General features: G+C 51.1%; 8 protein-coding genes. 5 read left to right on the forward strand and 3 right to left on the reverse strand.

Annotated features, from left to right (window positions below):
* Positions 1-206 precede the first annotated feature (206 nt).
* The 3 genes from HHO50_RS15645 to sbcD form a co-directional block, all read right to left on the reverse strand.
* Entirely contained in the window at positions 207-1,142 is a 936-nt protein-coding gene (locus HHO50_RS15645) for a pyridoxal-phosphate dependent enzyme (RefSeq protein WP_181307147.1), read from the reverse strand.
* A gap of 208 nt (positions 1,143-1,350) precedes the next feature.
* On the reverse strand, positions 1,351-2,958 hold the full coding sequence (locus HHO50_RS15650; RefSeq protein WP_181307149.1) for a catalase: 1,608 nt from the start codon (positions 2,956-2,958) through the stop codon (positions 1,351-1,353).
* A gap of 817 nt (positions 2,959-3,775) precedes the next feature.
* Positions 3,776-5,044, reverse strand: a complete 1,269-nt coding sequence (gene sbcD, locus HHO50_RS15655; protein WP_219921561.1) for an exonuclease subunit SbcD — start codon at positions 5,042-5,044, stop codon at positions 3,776-3,778.
* 128 nt (positions 5,045-5,172) lie between these two features.
* Between sbcD and HHO50_RS15660 the strand changes: the two genes are divergently transcribed.
* The 5 genes from HHO50_RS15660 (at position 5,173) to HHO50_RS15680 (ending at position 15,797) form a co-directional block, all read left to right on the forward strand.
* The gene (locus HHO50_RS15660; protein WP_181307151.1) at positions 5,173-5,520 is read left to right on the forward strand and encodes a hypothetical protein; all 348 of its coding nucleotides are present in this window, start codon (positions 5,173-5,175) and stop codon (positions 5,518-5,520) included.
* Between the two features lie 412 nt (positions 5,521-5,932).
* Entirely contained in the window at positions 5,933-7,489 is a 1,557-nt protein-coding gene (locus HHO50_RS15665; protein WP_181307153.1) for an amino acid permease, read from the forward strand.
* 208 nt (positions 7,490-7,697) lie between these two features.
* A complete protein-coding gene (locus tag HHO50_RS15670; RefSeq protein ID WP_181307155.1) occupies positions 7,698-10,751 on the forward strand; it encodes an amidohydrolase family protein in 3,054 nt (1,017 codons plus the stop codon).
* Between the two features lie 12 nt (positions 10,752-10,763).
* A complete protein-coding gene (locus HHO50_RS15675) occupies positions 10,764-12,107 on the forward strand; it encodes an amidohydrolase family protein (protein ID WP_255478771.1) in 1,344 nt (447 codons plus the stop codon).
* A gap of 720 nt (positions 12,108-12,827) precedes the next feature.
* The gene (locus tag HHO50_RS15680; protein ID WP_181307157.1) at positions 12,828-15,797 is read left to right on the forward strand and encodes a PAS domain-containing sensor histidine kinase; all 2,970 of its coding nucleotides are present in this window, start codon (positions 12,828-12,830) and stop codon (positions 15,795-15,797) included.
* Positions 15,798-17,050: the final 1,253 nt, after the last annotated feature.

The raw sequence follows: 17,050 nt of genomic DNA on the forward strand, positions 1-17,050 counted from the left end.
GTCTTAGAGTTAATGGTACAGATAATGAGGTATGAACTTAACGATACGAGAAGAACGATGGTAGGATATGGTTGCTTTCTGGGTTCTTTTGCCTGCTGGGGCTAATGGGCTGGCTTTCAGGTGCTGTTCTCCCATAAACTCTGCTTTCTGCTGTTATCGGCCCAAAGCAGTTTCTCCGTTTTAGGTCTGTTTTTTCAAAAACAGACCTAAAACGGAAGGTGGTTGACGTCAATATTTCCGCCCGATAGAATCACGCCCACTTTCTGGCCGGCGTATTCAGCCTTGTTTCGTAAAAAAGCGGCCAAAGCAACGGCACTGGAGGGTTCCACAATAATTTTCATGCGTTCCCAAATAAGCCGCATGGCGGCGGTGATTTCCGTTTCCTCTACCCTGATGATCTTCTCCACATAGTGCTGGATGATGGGGAAGTTGATGTCGCCCAGCTGGGTTCTGAGGCCATCGGCCAGGGTGTTGGTGCTGTCATTGGTTTCTATCTGCCCGCTTAGCAGCGAGCGGTAGGCGTCATCGGCTTCAAAAGGTTCTCCGCCAATTACCTGGCAATTGTTCCCGAAGAAATGGGCCGCTAACGCCGTGCCTCCAATCAGACCACCTCCGCCCACGGGCGAAAAAAGAAAACGTAAATCGGGATGGTCTTCCAGCAGTTCCATTGCGGCGGTGCCCTGGCCTAAAATCACGTCTCGGTCATTGGACGGATGGATGAAGAACGCGCCCGTTTCTTTTTCTACCTGCGCGGCCACTTCCTCACGGGCGATGGGGGAGGAGGCGCACTCAATGATTTGGCCGCCGTACCCTCGCACCGCGTCTTTTTTCACCTGCGGCGCATTCTCAGGCATGACAATGTACGCTTTCACGCCTATGCTTTGGGCCGCCAGAGCCAACGCCTGCGCGAAGTTACCCGACGAATGCGTGACCACGCCGCGCATTTTCTGCTCCTCAGAAAGTTGCAGCACCGCGTTCACCGCCCCCCGCATCTTAAAGGCCCCCATCCGCTGAAAATTCTCACACTTGAAGAACAGTTCTGCTCCGGCAATGTCATTGAGCAAACGCGAAGTGAGCACCGGGGTGCGGTGAATGAAAGGCGTGATTCTATTTTTAGTGGCAATAAGATCTTCTTTTTGCATAAGGAAGGTAGGAGGTTTACTGGGTTTCTGTGCTTCTATTCACAAAATAAGCAGAAACTAGGTAATGTAGGCCGCGCGCTTTAAAGAACCCGGGAATGCGGAATAAGGGGAGGTCGCCAGTTTTCTGTTTTATTGGCAAAATTGCCCAAGAAACAGAAATGCCACCCCAATGAGGTGGCATTTCTTGCCTGTAAATCAAAAAACGAGATTAATAAGGATCAGCCTCATGCGAGACATCCTTTGCTTGCTGAACGCCCTCTTGTGGAGAAATAGCGCCGCTTGGGCCTTTGTCATCCTGAGACTTGGTGGTTTGCGCCAAGCCTTCGGCTACTCTCCGGCCGTAATCTTCATCGGCCAGGGTAAAGTGCTCAATCATCTTGTCCTGAATACGCTTATCGGCGGTAGCCAGGGTATTGACCAGGTTGGTGATCAAATCATCTTTCTCCCAGTCTTCAAAGTTGCGGTAGGTTTCACCGGCTTGCTTGAAGTCATTGGTGCGGTCAATCTTCTGACGTACCAGATTGGCTTCATAGCGGGGCATGTACTCTTTTCCTACTTGGGGCGCTTCCTGGATGTTTCCTAAGGTTGAAGGCTCATAGTTGACGTGCGGGTTCTGGCCGTTGCCGAAATCGGAATGGAAGGACATTTGCCCGCCTCTCTGGTTGGTGGCCACTCTGGTCTTAGGCGCGTTGATGGGCAATTGCAGGTAGTTGGCGCCCACCCGGTAACGTTGGGTGTCTGAGTAAGAGAAGGTGCGTCCCTGCAACATTTTGTCATCTGAGAACTCCAGGCCGTCTACCAGTACGCCGGTACCAAACGCCGACTGCTCTACCTCATTGAAATAATCAACCGGGTTGCGGTTCAGGGTCATTTTCCCGACGGGCAGGAAAGGGAACTGCTCCTTTGGCCACAGCTTGGTATCATCTAACGGGTCGAAGTCCAGTTCTGGGTGCTCGTCATCGCTCATGATCTGCACGCAAAGCTCCCACTCAGGGAAGTTTCCTTCTTTGATGGCCTCAAACAGATCTTGGGTGGCGTGGTTGAAGTTTTTGCCCTGGATTTCCTGGGCCTCGCCTTGCGTTAGGTTGCGGATGCCTTGCAGCGGCTCCCAGTGGTACTTAATCAGAACTGCTTCGCCATTGGCGTTCACCCATTTGTAGGTGTTTACGCCGGAGCCTTGCATTTGGCGGTAGTTGGCCGGAATACCCCATGGCGAGAACAGGAACGTAGCCATGTGCGTTGATTCTGGGGTGTTGGCGATAAAGTCAAAGATGCGCTCGCCGCTCTGGATGTTGGTCACCGGATCTGGTTTCTGCGAGTGAATCAGATCTGGGAATTTCATGGCATCCCTAATGAAAAAGATCTTCAGGTTGTTTCCTACTAAATCCCAGTTTCCGTCTTCGGTGTAGAATTTCACGGCAAAACCGCGTGGGTCACGCAACGTCTCTGGCGAATGCCCGCCGTGGCCTACGGTAGAGAAACGCACGAACACCGGCGTCTGCTTGCCTTTTTCCTGGAACAACTTGGCGCGGGTGTATTTGGCAACCGACTCATCACCTACTTTTCCGTAGGCTTCAAACACGCCGTGGGCGCCGGCTCCGCGGGCGTGTACTACCCGTTCAGGAATGCGCTCGCGGTCAAAGTGACTGATTTTCTCAATGAAATGGTAGTTCTCCAGCGTAGCAGGGCCCCGGTTGCCTACCGTTCTAATGTTTTGGTTGTCCGTCACCGGATGGCCTTGGCGCGTGGTGAGGTTCTGGCTTTCCTGACCATTGCCTCCGGCCTGACCGTTTGCTTGATTTTGCTCGTTTTCCATAGATGAATGGGCTTTAGGATGATAAATATAGTAACGCTTCCCTCTCCAGGAGGTTCAGCAATTATGCGTGTCATTCCTACTCCTAAGTGGCAGCAGCAAAAAGAGCTACCTAGCTGCTCTTTGCTTACTTCTTCTAAAAGTATACCCCAAAGGTGCCGTGTTTGTTTTTATCTATCAAATCAATAATAACTATATTTTGATAGGTTTATTCTATAAAGTTCCGTGAATTAGGTCTTCTTCTCCTACTTTTATTTAAATCCAGGATGCATCAGCCGTCCTGAAGTTTCAAACTCCAGAGCATGGTAAGTCCAAGTTAAAAACTTGAACATGTTATTTAAAGATTTTCTTGCTTTTCTTTTTACCGTTTCGTGCTCTGGGTCATGATTTCACTTTGAACCCAATAGGTAGAGTAGTTTAAGACTTCCATAAGGCGAAAGCTTCAGGCAACAGGTATAGGTTCATTATTAAACTAATTGCCTATTTCTTTATATAAGATATATGAGCAGAATAGACGATCTGTTTTCTGGCTGTTTTCTCGAAATCTGCTTAAAAGCTTGTTTAAATTTCATCTTTGCGCTGCAAACGGCCATAGAAAGAACCTGCGTTCGCCTTTTTCTCGCACCGTAGCGCTGCTACGCTGCTCAAAAAACGCTTTCGCAGAACCTTTCTCTAGCCATTTTCGCTGGCAAACCACAAATTTAAACAAGCTCTAAAAACAATAGATGGAGCCATTCACTCGCCGGTGAGTTTGTCAGAAACAGAAGCGGGTGCTTGGGTTTAAAGCTTGTTTTCTGAAAAGTAGGCCGAAAACGGCAATCTACTGCTCCAGCACTTTCTCCTGGGTAGGAAAAGGGGCCAGGGGTTCTTCCTGTAGTTGCGGCATGAGTTCCAGGAGTTCGTCAAAGGTGGAGAGCAGCGATTGGTAGCTGTCGGTTTGCAGGGCTTCTTCGCACTTTTTCAGGAACACGTCTTTGGGTTTCAGGTCTGCCAAGTCTTGGTCAGGCGGTAGTTGCTGGTCCAGGCTTTGGCTGTCAATGGTGCGCTGCGGCCGATGGATGAGCAGTTGTACGTGTTGCTGCAGCCGGAACGCTTCGTGCAGTTTGGCGGTGTGGTCATGCAGGTTGTGTTCGTACTGGAGCTGCACTTCGGCCCAGGCCAGAAAAGGTAGGTCGGCGTTGTCATAGGCTATCACTTTGGGCAGCACTTGGTCAATGGTGCCTTTGAACCGAACCAGCTTGCGCCAGCACGGGATGGCCACTTCGTGGATGTTGGTGAGTTTTCCGGCTTCGAAATCAAGGATGACGAGTTGCTTTTTATCGGTGATCTCAGAAAAACTCAGCGGAATGGGCGAGCCGCTGTACCGGATGTGCGGGAGTTGGTGCACCACCTGGGGCCGGTGCAGGTGCCCCAAGGCCACGTAGTCAAACTCGGGAGGGAACTGATCGCCGCAGATCTGGCCCAGGTTGCCCACGTGTATTTCCTTTTCGCTGTCTGAGGCGCTTCCGCCGGCGGCAAACAAATGCCCGGTGGCCAGCACGGGAATTCCCTGCTGCTTGAACTCTTTTACAAGGGGAACAAACTGGTTGTAATGGTCGCAGATGCCTTGCTTTAGGCGAGCCTCCCGTTGTTCGCCGGTTTCGCCAGGCACCGAGAGGCGCACGTCTTTGTCGCGGAGGAACGGAACGGCACACACCACCGCCTGGGGTTGCCCGGCGTCGTCCGTCAGGACAATGACCTGGTCTTGGGCATTGGCGGGCGCACCGCCTACCACGTGCACGTTGAAATGGCGCAGGAGTTCGGCGGGGGCGTTGAGGGTGGAGACCGAGTCATGGTTGCCGCCAATGATCACCAGGTCGCGGCAGCAGGTTCCTTTTACCTGGCGCAGGAAGTCATAATAGAGTTTGAGGGCCGTGTTGGAGGGGAAACCGGTGTCAAACACATCGCCGGCAATGAGGAGCAGGTCAATTTTCTGGTCACAGATGGTTTGGCAGAGCCAGTGAAGAAAGGCACGGTGTTCTTCGGTTCGTTCCTGGTTGGCCAAACGCTGCCCTAAATGCCAGTCTGCTGTGTGTAAAACCCGTATCATGCCGTTGTCTCTCGCTTCTCTGTAGATATGATGCCCGAAGATACGAAAGCCCCCGAAACTTACAGACAAGGGCCCCCTTTGATTCAGGCTTCTTTTCAGGAAAACGCCGCTAAAACAGGGAGCCGCATTTGGAAGCAAACAGAAAATCAATATTCCCATGGCAGGCCGGTGTCAGTTATGCCATCAGCCGTAAACTGGAGGTGGGACTGGTGGCAAGTAAAGCCAGGGTAAAAGATGAGGGCCGCTATGCAACCAGCCCTGGCCAGCCGCCCTCTCCTGATGACGACAAAGTGATCGCAAGGAAGACAACGAACTATTACAGTGTCCTGCCCTTTATCAATGTAAACTGGAAGAACTCTGAAAAAATACAGGTTTATTCTGGGTATGCGCAGGGTTGGGGATATAGAAAAACAGAAGAATGGTCAATTAGTGGGGGCTGCAAAACGATACATATAGAGGCTTGGCCTTCCAGATAACGGCGGTTGGGGTGAGATCTGGAAAACGGGTGGCTGGGTACGCTGAGTTTGGCTTCGGTTTCCAGGGTTTAATCAACGGCGGCCTGTCCATCCAACTATAGGGGCATAGAGGAGTAATGGAAGATAATGGCTATATGTTTCTTCTGGTAAATTTTAGGCTTATTTGTTTACTAGAGAGCTTGTTGCCTGTGCCAGAAGCCAACGGCTCTTCCTGTTGCCACTAGATACAGGGGTCTTCGTTTTAGGGCTGTTTTGCCCAAAACAGCCCTAAAAGCGCATGCTTTGCCCCTAAGCGCAACCTTTCTAAAAAGCTTCTGCCGTATGGCTTCTTGCGAAAAGTAATTATATTAGCCCCTTCAAGCCTTTTACAAACGAACAACAAACAAACTATTCCCTAACTTTTACGCAATTTATGGCAAACCAACTTTTCGCTAGGAAGTCCATTGACAAGCTTAGCGCAGACGCCTTTAGTGAAGGGGCGCACAACCTGAAACGAACCTTAGGGCCGGTCAACCTCATTGCGCTGGGGGTAGGTGCCATCATTGGTACCGGTATTTTCGTGTTAACGGGGAGTGCGGCCGCTCAGTACACGGGCCCAGCCATTGTCTTGGCCTTTATTCTGGCCGGTTTAGGCTGCGCCTTCGCGGGTCTTTGCTACGCAGAGTTCGCCTCCATGATTCCTATTGCCGGTTCTGCCTACACCTACGGCTATGCCACCCTGGGCGAGTTTGTGGCCTGGATCATTGGCTGGGATTTGATTCTGGAATACCTCTTTGGGGCGGCCACCGTGGCCGTGGGCTGGTCTGGTTACGTGGTTTCCTTCCTGCGCGACTTCGGCGTGAATATCCCGGTGGAATGGTCCAGCGCCTCGGGCGTGGAGCTTGTCCTTGACCCCGAAACCAACACCTGGGTGCGTTCCTCAGAGCAATTATTGGCTACGCTGGCAGAGAAAGGGCATGACATTGCCACGCTGCAGCAGACTACCGGGATCTTCAACCTGGTGGCCGCCACGGCCATTTTGTTGGTGACTATTCTGCTGGTGCGCGGCATGAGCGAGTCTGCCAAATTCAACAACATTGCCGTGATCATTAAAGTAGGCGTGGTGATCTTGTTCATCATGGCCGGCCTGAACTGGATTTTCGGGAACCAGGCAGAAGCTGCCGCTAACTGGACACCCTTCCTGCCTGAGAACAAAGGCGGGTTTGGCGAGTACGGCTGGAGCGGGGTGATCCGGGCGGCCGGGGTGATCTTCTTCGCCTACATCGGGTTTGACGCCGTTTCCACCACGGCCCAGGAGGCGAAGAATCCGCAGAAAGACATGCCCATCGGGATCTTGGGTTCTTTGGTCATCTGTACGGTGCTGTACATCCTGGTGTCTGGTATCCTGACCGCCATGGTGCACTACAGCCAACTGAACGTAGCCGAGCCAATTGCGGTGGGAATTGAGAAAACGGGCTATACGTTCCTGCGTGACTTGATCAAGATCGGGGCCATCGCGGGTCTTTCTTCGGTGATGCTGGTGATGCTCATGTCCCAGCCGCGTATTTTCTACACCATGTCCAAAGACGGTCTGCTGCCTCCTATCTTCGGCAGGCTGCACCCTAAGTTCAAGACCCCGCACGTAAGCACCATCTTAACCGGAGCCATCTGTGCCGTGGTGGCCGGCGCTTTCTCCGTGGATGAACTGGGGCACTTGGTGTCCATCGGGACTTTGCTGGCGTTCGTGATCGTGTGTGCCGGGGTTTGGTACCTGCGCGTGAAAGAGCCTAACCGTCCGCGTCCGTTCAAAACACCGTTTGTGCCGTTGGTGCCCATTCTGGGTATTCTGACGTGCTTGGGCATGATGGCGGGTCTGCCCGCCGAGACCTGGTACCGGTTATTGGTCTGGATGGCCATTGGGGTCGCGATCTACTTTCTCTACGGTAAAAAGCACAGCGTTCTGCGCAAAGAGAACGCAGACCTGGAATAACCGTTTAGGTATCCTACCACAAAAAAGCCCGGTCTGGAAACAGACTGGGCTTTTTTGTTGAAATTCCATTTCCGTTTAGGGGCTGTTTTCAGAAAAGAAGGCCTAAAACGTACAAAGTGCCCTTCGTTCTTTCATAAGGCCCAGGATTTTGTTACATTTCCTCTTCTAATCCAACTTCTTTCCCTTACAAACCATACTGCAAGCTCCCATGAAAAAAGTAATTCTCTCCGTGTTGGCGGTGGCGGCCTTGTCGCTGCAGAGCCGGGCACAGGAGACGTTTCCGCGCAATGGGGTGTACGATGAACGCTCCGGGCTCCGGGCCTTCACCAACGCCACCATCTTCGTGGACTACCAGACCAAACTGGAGAACGCCACGCTCGTGATCAAAGATGGCAAAGTCATCGCCGTAGGCACCAAAGTGACGGTGCCCCAAGGGGCGATGGTCACCGACCTGAAAGGCAAAACCGTGTACCCCGGCTTTGTAGATCCGTTTACCAGTTACGGCGTTCCGGCCGTGCCGCCCAGAACCTTCAGCTTCAACAGCGCTCCGCAGGCCGAGTCCAAAAAAGAAGGAGCCTACAACTGGAACCAGGCCATCAGACCAGAGACCAACGCGGTAGAGCTGTTCAAGGTAGACGCCAAAGCAGCCGAAGAATTGCGCAAGATGGGATTTGGCGCGGTGTTAACCATCCATCAGGATGGCATCTCCCGCGGAACCGCCTCTTTGGTTTCCCTGGCAGACAAAAAAGAAAACCAAGTCATTTTACTGGATAAAGCCGCCGCCGCCTTGTCGCTAGACAAAGGCTCTTCTACCCAGGAGTATCCTAATTCCCTCATGGGCTCCGTTGCCTTGCTGCGCCAGACCTACCTGGATGCCCAGTGGAATGCCAAAAACCAGGACAAAGAGCAGAACATCTCTCTAAAAGCTTTCACCCAGGCCAACCATCTACCGCAAATCTTTGAGGTAAGCAACAAACTCAATGCGGTTAGGGCCGATAAAGTGGGTGATGAGTTCGGGCATCAATACATCTTCAAAGGCTTGGGTGATGAGTACCAGATGTTGCCGCAGATCAAAGCCACCAAGGCGGCTTATATCCTGAACGTGAACTTCCCAGATCCTTACAATGTAGACGACCCCTATGAGGCCCGCCGCCTGAACATAGAGGACATGAAGCACTGGGAAATGGCCCCGGCCAACCCGGCTATGCTGGCGAAAGAAGGCGTGACCATCGCTTTCACTTCTGCTGACCTTCGGGATAAAAGCAAGTTTCTGCCCAACGTTAGAAAAGCCGTTCTCTATGGTTTGTCTGAGCAGGAGGCCCTGAAAGCCCTTACGTTTACCCCCGCCAAGTTACTGAAAGCCGAAAAACACGTAGGCACCCTGCGCGAAGGCATGCAGGCCAACTTCGTGGTGGCCTCGGGTGATTTGTTTGCGCCCACTACCATGCTTCTGGAGAACTGGGTGCAAGGGCAAGGCTACAAAATCAGTGAAACCCCCGCCGATTTCCGGGGGGTGTACACGCTGAGAGTGGGTTCCCAGCCTGAGCGCCGCATGCTTATTAGTGGTACGCCAGAGAAGCCCGAGCTGAAAGTGGTTTCTACAGACACCATCAAAGGCAGCCTTTCTTTAAGCGGTGAATTATTGACCATGGCCTTTGCCCCGGCTAAAAACGCAAAAGAAAGCATCAGGTTGAGTGGCTGGTACACCGGGAAAGGTTTTCAGGGCGAAGCGCAGTTAGCCGATGCCCAAACCGTGAAATGGACGGCCATGCTCTCTGAAGCCGCCACCCAGCAAGCCAGACGCGACACCGCCCGTTCCCGCTCCAATGAGGCGCTGAACCTGGGCAAATTGACGTTCCCCTTCGCTGCTTTCGGGAGAACCGAGTTGCCTAAAGCTGAAACCGTGCTTATCAAGAATGCCACCGTCTGGACAAACGAGAAAGAAGGCAAACTGCAAAATGCCGATGTGCTGCTGAAGAACGGCAAGATTGCCCAGGTAGGTAAAAACCTTTCGGCCAACGGGGCCAAAGTCATTGACGGAGCCGGCAAACACGTAACTCCGGGCATTATTGACGAGCATTCGCACATTGCCCTGGACGGCGTGAACGAAGGCACCCAGGCGGTGACCGCTGAGGTACGCATGGCCGATGTGGTGAACCACGAGCAGGTGAACATCTACCGTCAGTTAGCGGGTGGGGTGACCACTTCCCAACTGTTGCACGGTTCGGCAAACCCCATCGGGGGCCAGTCGGCCATTATCAAATTGCGTTGGGGACAGGCTCCCGAGAAGCTGATGTTTGAAGGGGCAGATCCGTTCATCAAATTCGCCCTGGGCGAGAACGTGAAGCATTCTAACCGCTCGCCGCAGTACAATGTGCGTTTTCCGCAGACCCGCATGGGCGTGGAGCAGGTAATGGTAGACGCGTTCCAACGCGCCAAAGAATACCAGAACGCCTGGGCCGAGTACAACAAGCTGTCCAAGTCAAAACAGGCCAAAACCGCTGCCCCGCGCCGCGACCTGGAACTGGAGACCTTGTCCCAGATCCTGAAGGACGAACGCTTCATCACCTGCCATTCTTACGTGCAGTCTGAGATCAACATGCTCATGAAAGTGGCCGACCAAATGGGTTTCCGGGTAAACACTTTCACCCACATTCTGGAAGGCTATAAAGTAGCCGATAAGATGAAGGAACGCAATATTGGCGCTTCTACCTTCTCTGACTGGTGGGCCTACAAAGTGGAGGTGAAAGACGCTATTCCATACAATGCCGCTATCATGCACAATGTGGGCGTAGTAACTGCCATCAACTCAGATGATGCCGAGATGGCCCGGCGTCTAAACCAGGAAGCGGCTAAAACCATGAAGTACGGGGGAGTTTCTGAGGAAGACGCCCTGAAAATGGTGACCTTGAACCCCGCTAAACTGCTGCACCTGGATGACAAAGTAGGAAGCCTCAAAGCCGGAAAAGACGCTGACGTGGTGATCTGGAATGAGCATCCGCTGTCTATCTACGCCCGCCCAGAAAAGACTTTTGTGGATGGCATCGCTTACTTTGACCTGGAGCAAGACCAGCAATTGCAGGAAGAGCAGGAGAAAGAGCGCCTGCGCCTCATCAACAAAATGCTGGCCGCCAAAGCCCGCGGAGAGAAAACCCAGTCACCAGCTCCGGCCCGCCGCAGAGGTGCTGCCGTTTTACACTGCGAAGATCTGGACACCGGCACCGAGGAAACCTTTCAGGAATCTGAGTATACACAAAAATAAGGAGACCACCCTATGCAAACGATAAAGAATACCGTGGTAAACCTTACCCCTAAAAACATGCAGCATCGTCTTCTGCTGGCAGCAGCCTTATTTGTGAGCACCTCTGCCGCCTGGGCGCAGGTACCAGTGCCCGCCGCTAAGCAAACCAAAGCCACCGCCCTCACGGGAGCCACCCTGCACGTAGGCAACGGCCAGGTAGTGGAAGGGGCAACCGTCGCGTTCAATGACGGTAAAATCACCTATGCCGGCCCAGCGGCTGGCTTCAACGCCGGTGGTACAACCTATGAAACCGTGAACGTGAGCGGCAAACACATCTACCCGGGCATGATTCTGCCTAATAGCCAGATTGGGTTAACCGAGATAGAATCTGTACGGGCTACGCTTGACCAGCAGGAAGTGGGTTTGTTCAACCCCAATGTTCGCTCCGTAGTTGCCTATAACACAGATTCAGACATCACCCCAACCTTACGCTCCAATGGCGTTCTGTTGGCGCAGGTAACTCCCGTGGGAGGAATGATCTCCGGCTCCTCGTCGGTGGTACAGCTGGATGCCTGGAACTGGGAAGATGCCCTGGTGAAAGCAGATGGCGGCGTACACCTGCGCTGGCCCGCCATGGTGCCACAGTCTTCAGACAATTCGCCGCAGGTGGTACAGCGTAGGCAGGCGCGGCAGTCAGGCTTGCAGGAACTGGAAGCATTGCTGGCCGAAGCCAAGGTGTACAAAGACCAGAAAAACGACCGTCAAAACTTGAAGCTGGCTTCTCTAGGAGGACTGTTTGATGGTTCCAAAAAGCTTTTCATCCATACCGATTACGGGAAAGAGATTGTGGAATCTGTGCGCTTCGCGCAGAAAGCCGGGGTGAAGAACCTGGTCATTGTGGGCGGAGGTGATGCGCTGGTAGTAGCTGATTTCCTGAAGGAGAACAGCATTCCGGTGGTGTACTCAGGGGTGCACGCCCTCCCTGACCGCGCCGGTGATGATGTGTACCTGCCGTACAAAATGCCAGGCCTTCTACAGCAGGCAGGTATTCTCTTCTGCCTGGACTATAACGCCAGCCTGCACGGTACCCGCAACCTGCCCTTCATTGCCGGTACTGCGGTGGCCTTCGGGTTGCCTAAAGAACAGGCGCTCTCTTCCGTCACCTTGAACGCGGCTAAAATCTTGGGAGTAGACAAGCAAGTGGGTTCAGTGGAAGTAGGCAAAGACGCCAGCCTCGTCGTTTCTGAGGGCGACATTCTGGACATGCGCACCAATAAAATCAGCCACGCCTTTATCCAGGGCCGCAAGCTTAACTTAACAGATAAGCAGCAGTATCTGTATGAGAAATTCAATGGCAAATATGATCTGGGTAAATAAACCAAAGCATCTCATGTAAAACAGAAGAGCCATCTTTTTAGATGGCTCTTCTGTTTTAAGGCTGTTTTTATGATTCTAGCCATAAAACAAGAAATCATGTATTTCTACAGACAAAGTCTTTGGCTGAGCCCATACGTGTGTTTTTGGGGTGTATTTTGGATTTTATTGAACCTGTTTAGAGCTTTTCATGAACCGGCATTTAAGAGCTTGTTTAAATTTCAGGTTTGCTGGCTCAACTAGTCAGAGAAAGGTTCTGCGGAAGGGTTTTTTGAGCCGCGTAGCAGCGCTACGGGGCGACTCAACCGCGAACGCAGGTTCTTTTTATGGCAATTTGCAGCGCAAAGATGAAATTTAAACATGCTCTAAAGCAATTCTTCTGGGGCAAGCGTCAACCAGCGCCATCGTTTTTAGGCTACTTTTATGAAAACAGGCAGAAAACAAGAGGCGGTTATTTGTACACTGCCGCAAGCATCCGCTTGTACCGCCGTTTTTAGGATGTTTTTAGAAAAACAGGCGCAAAACTCTAAACAGCTTCATTGTCAAAATAGTTATAGCGTAAATGTGGTTGTGGTTTGTTTGTGGGTAGTTTGCTTGGAATTATATAAATGTAGCGTATTTTTGTAGAAGCCGTTTTCTACGGCATCACCATGTCTTAGTGTACGTTACTCTACTTTTCCCTGGTTGGGCTATTAACCTATACGAGCGCAAATACATACTCTTTTGAACCAGACAAGAGCGGTGAAGGTAACCGAACCTACTGCACCACACGTGAACTTTGAACTGATGCATGCCCTGGCTGATCATTGTAACGAGCCTATGTTACTGGTGCAGTCAAATGGAAAGATCGTATATGTGAATCAGGCGCTTTGTCAGCTTGTAGGCCAATCTGAAGCATACATTCTGCAAACCGGGAGAAATGTGCTGAGAGATCTGGAAGATGACCGATGGGCCGTGGCTTTGAAAACAAGAAGCGAGACAGGGCATCATAAAGGCGAGGTGAACCTGATGCACAGGTCAGGAACGAGAATACCGGTGGAGGTGAGTTCCCGCTCTTTTTCGGCCTCAGACGGTACCACTTTTGCCAGTGTGCATGTACGTGACCTGAGGGCCGAGAAAGAGGCCAAGCAGCAACTTGAAAAACAGCAGCAGGAACTAGAGATTGCGGTACGTGATTTACAGCTGCTTCTGGACTCTACGGCAGACCTTATCTGTACTTTTTCGCCAGACGGACGCCTGCTTCAGGTAAACCAGGCCTGCCAGTCACTTTTGGGGTACACTCCAGCGGAAATGGTTGGCAGAAACTACCGTGCGTTTATCCATCCAGAGGATATGGCCACTACGGAGGCAGATACTTCTGAGGTTTTATTGAAAGAATCTACCCTTAATTTTAAGAACCGGTACTTCCATAAAAATGGCTCCATTGTTTACTTTTCATGGTCTACGTCTCATATAAGAGAGACAAACAAAATGTATTGTATTGCCCGTGATATCTCCAAAGATGTTTTGTTGGAGGCCAAAGACCGTGAAAAGGAGTATCGCCTGCAAACGCTGCTGCAGGAAGGCCAAGACATAGTCTGCATTATTGACAGAAAAGGCATTTACTCCTTCGTAAGCGGAAGCATTAGGCATGTGCTTGGGTTTGAACCCAATGATCTGGTGGGCTCAACCGCTTTTGATTTTATTCACCCAGAAGATATTCCTGATGTATTAAGTGCCTTTGGAATGGTATTAGCGGGAGAGAACGTTAAAACGCAACCGTTTCGGTTTAAGTCAAAAACTGGAGAGTGGCGTTGGCTAGAAACCAGAGGAGTCAACTGTTTCCATCACCCTGCCATCAACGGCATTATCATCAACTCCAGAGACATCACAGATCGGCTGGAAGCCCAGAAACAACTGGAGCGTAGTGAAAAGATGTACAAAGCACTTTTTGAGAACAATCCAGACAGCGTCTACTCTATTAATAAGGAAGGCTTTTTCACTTCTGTGAATGCCGCCACCATTGCCAGCAGCGGGTATACCCAGCAAGAGTTACTCCAGATGAAGTTCACGCAGTTGTTGCACCCAGATTGGGTTTCTACAACCAACGACTATTTCATGAAATCTTTGGCCGGGGAGCCGTCTACGTCAGAGACCCAGGTTATCACAAAGCAAGGCGAAAAACGACATGTGGCAATCACCAAGGTTCCGGTGATCGCCAACGGAGAGTTGGTTGGGCTGCATGGCATTGCCAAAGACATTACGGAAAGCAGGAAACAGCAGCAACTCCTTAAGAACACGGCAAACAGGCTGAACAGCATTCTTGAAAGCATAAAAGATGCCTTCTTCACCTTAGACAAGAACTGGTGTTTTACTTATGTGAACCACGAGTTTGAGAAGTACATGGCCGTAAAGTCCCATGAACTGTCCGGGTTAGACATCAGAACAGTATATCCTCGCCACCAATTCGGGCAGTTCTACCCAAAACTTGAGAAAGCAATTGCCCTCCAGCTTCCTGTTCACTTTGAGGTATACTCAGATCTACTGCATAAATGGCTAGAGTTAAGTGCCTATCCTTCTGAAGAAGGACTTTCTGTTTTCATCAAAGGAATTGATGCCCGCAAAAAAGTAGAGGCAGAGCTCAATAAACTTTCCCTGGTGGCCAGCAAAACGGTGAATTCGGTCTATATAACAGATGAGGAAGCCCGCATTGAATGGGTGAATGACGGGTTTACCCGCGTGACAGGCTATACCTTGAAAGAAGTGATTGGTCGTAAACCCGGTGATTTACTTGCGGGGCCAGACACCAATCCAGACAGGGTGTCTCTGGTCAGGCAGAAGTTGGTGTATGATAAACCGTTTGTGCAGGAGGTGCAGAACCGTAGCAAGGCCGGTGAGGTGTATTGGTCTAAACTGGATGTGACCCCTATCATAGATGAACTAAACGGAGGTGGAAAGAAATTCATAGTCATAGAAACCGATATCACAGAGCAAAAGAAGGCAGAGCAGGAGCGGGCTACCCTTACCGAGGAGCTTCTGCGCAGAAACCGCCACTTAGAGCAGTATACCTACATCGTCTCCCATAATCTGCGTTCGCCGGTGGCGAATATATTAGGGCTAACCTCTTTGCTGCACACCGCAAACAACAAAGATCTTCAAGATGGCATCACCACAAGGCTGCAGCAGACTGCCCAGAACCTGGATAATATTATCAAAGACCTGAATGAAATGCTAAGTCTCCAGGCAGGTGTTTTGGCCGATAGAGAGAAAATCTTGTTGCCAGAAATCATAGAACAAGCCCTGCAGGTTCTACCGGCCGATAGTTTTCACAAAGTAACGTTGGCACTAAACGGAATACAGGAGATTGGCTCCATCAGAAGCTACGTTAGCAGCATCATCAGTAATTTGCTGACAAACGCCGTCAAGTATAAATCTCCTGACCGGCCCCTTTGTCTCACCATTAAAGCAGAACTACAGGAGCAGAAGGAGATGCTCTGCCTTTCAGTATCTGACAATGGTTTAGGCATAAATTTAGAAAAAGAGGGCAAAAACATATTCGGCCTGTATAAACGTTTCCATTTCCATGTCTCCGGCAGGGGCTTAGGTCTCTATCTCGTCAAGACACAAGCAGAAGCCCTTGGCGGACAAGTTGCCGTAGAAAGCAAATTAAATGAGGGGTCAACGTTCAGAGTGTACATCAAAAACTATCACTAACTGATCTTCCGCAGAAAGCGCAGATCTCACTCCCTGTCCTTCTCCCACGGAGAGGGCAGCCCCACTAACGCATTTTGGGTCTGTTTTGCTGAAAACAGACCCAAAACGTGGAAACCTCCTTCCCCGTCCTTTCCCCTGACAGGACGGCGGAAAAGCGTCTAAGCCTGCACTCAGGGATATTGGCTTGGCAGGGAACAAGCCAGGCAGAGTATTTCCCTTTTCCCTGCTCTTGTGACGCGTTTCGAGGCTGTTTTGCTGAAAACAAGCCTAAAACGCAGAAACTTGTGGGGGCTCCAAGGCCTCACTGGTTTAGAATCTGCTGGCGCGAGACTGTCGAATCTCTAAACCCACCTACCATCACCAGCACTTGTGCGTAACATTAGTGAATAACTGACCAGAAAGGTAAAAAACAAAGGGAGGGAAGGCGGAGCCGCCTTCCCTCCCTTTGTTTTTTAGGCAGGCGGAACTTCTGGCGGCCTAGGTTGATCCTAATCAATGCTCCGAAAGGGAGTCCTTGCGGGAAATATTTCCTAAATCTGGAACTGCCTGGCCCTGAAGGTGGTTCCCATCTAGGCTGCGGTTGCAAAGCCCCTTAAAAGGAAAACTTACCCGGTCTGGTTTGGAAACCGTCAAACAATGCCTACCTTTGCAGCCCGCCCGGCAGGGGAGGGGGATAATGCCAGACCAACCTAGTTTAGAAGGGAAAAGAAAAAAGTTTCCCTCATCTATTGCAAAGCAAAAAGGATTCCTTACCTTTGCACTCCCTTCCGAAAGGAGGCTCGCTGACCGGCAGGGTTAGCGAGAAAGGAGGAAAAAAAAACTTCGATTTACCGCTTGTAAAAAGGAAGCTTCTTGTTACCTTTGCGTCCCGGTTCGGGAATAAGGCCAACGCCAAGTGAACGGAGCGTTTCTTCTACTAACAGAGTGAAGGGGGAGGAAAAAAAAGTTTTGAAAAGTATTGCAAAGAGAAAGGAAGTTCTTACTTTTGCACCCGCTTCTAAAGCGAAGCACGGAAGACAGGCTAAGCCAATCGGGCAAGGCTAACAAAAATAAGAAAAAAGAGAGAAAAAAGCCGCTCAGGCTTGCGGGATGGAAGATTCCGCTTACCTTTGCAGCCCCTTCCAGCGGGAAGGGGGACGAACCGAGGATGGTTCGCCAGTCACTGACGGTAGGTTAGTGGGAAGTTCTTTGAGTGAATGGGAAGACAGGAAAAGAAGACGGATACATTCGTGTGTTTGTCTGGGTAAAAATGA

Origin of the sequence: Rufibacter sp. XAAS-G3-1 (assembly GCF_013623775.1) — a bacterium.
Taxonomy (GTDB): Bacteria; Bacteroidota; Bacteroidia; order Cytophagales; family Hymenobacteraceae; genus Nibribacter.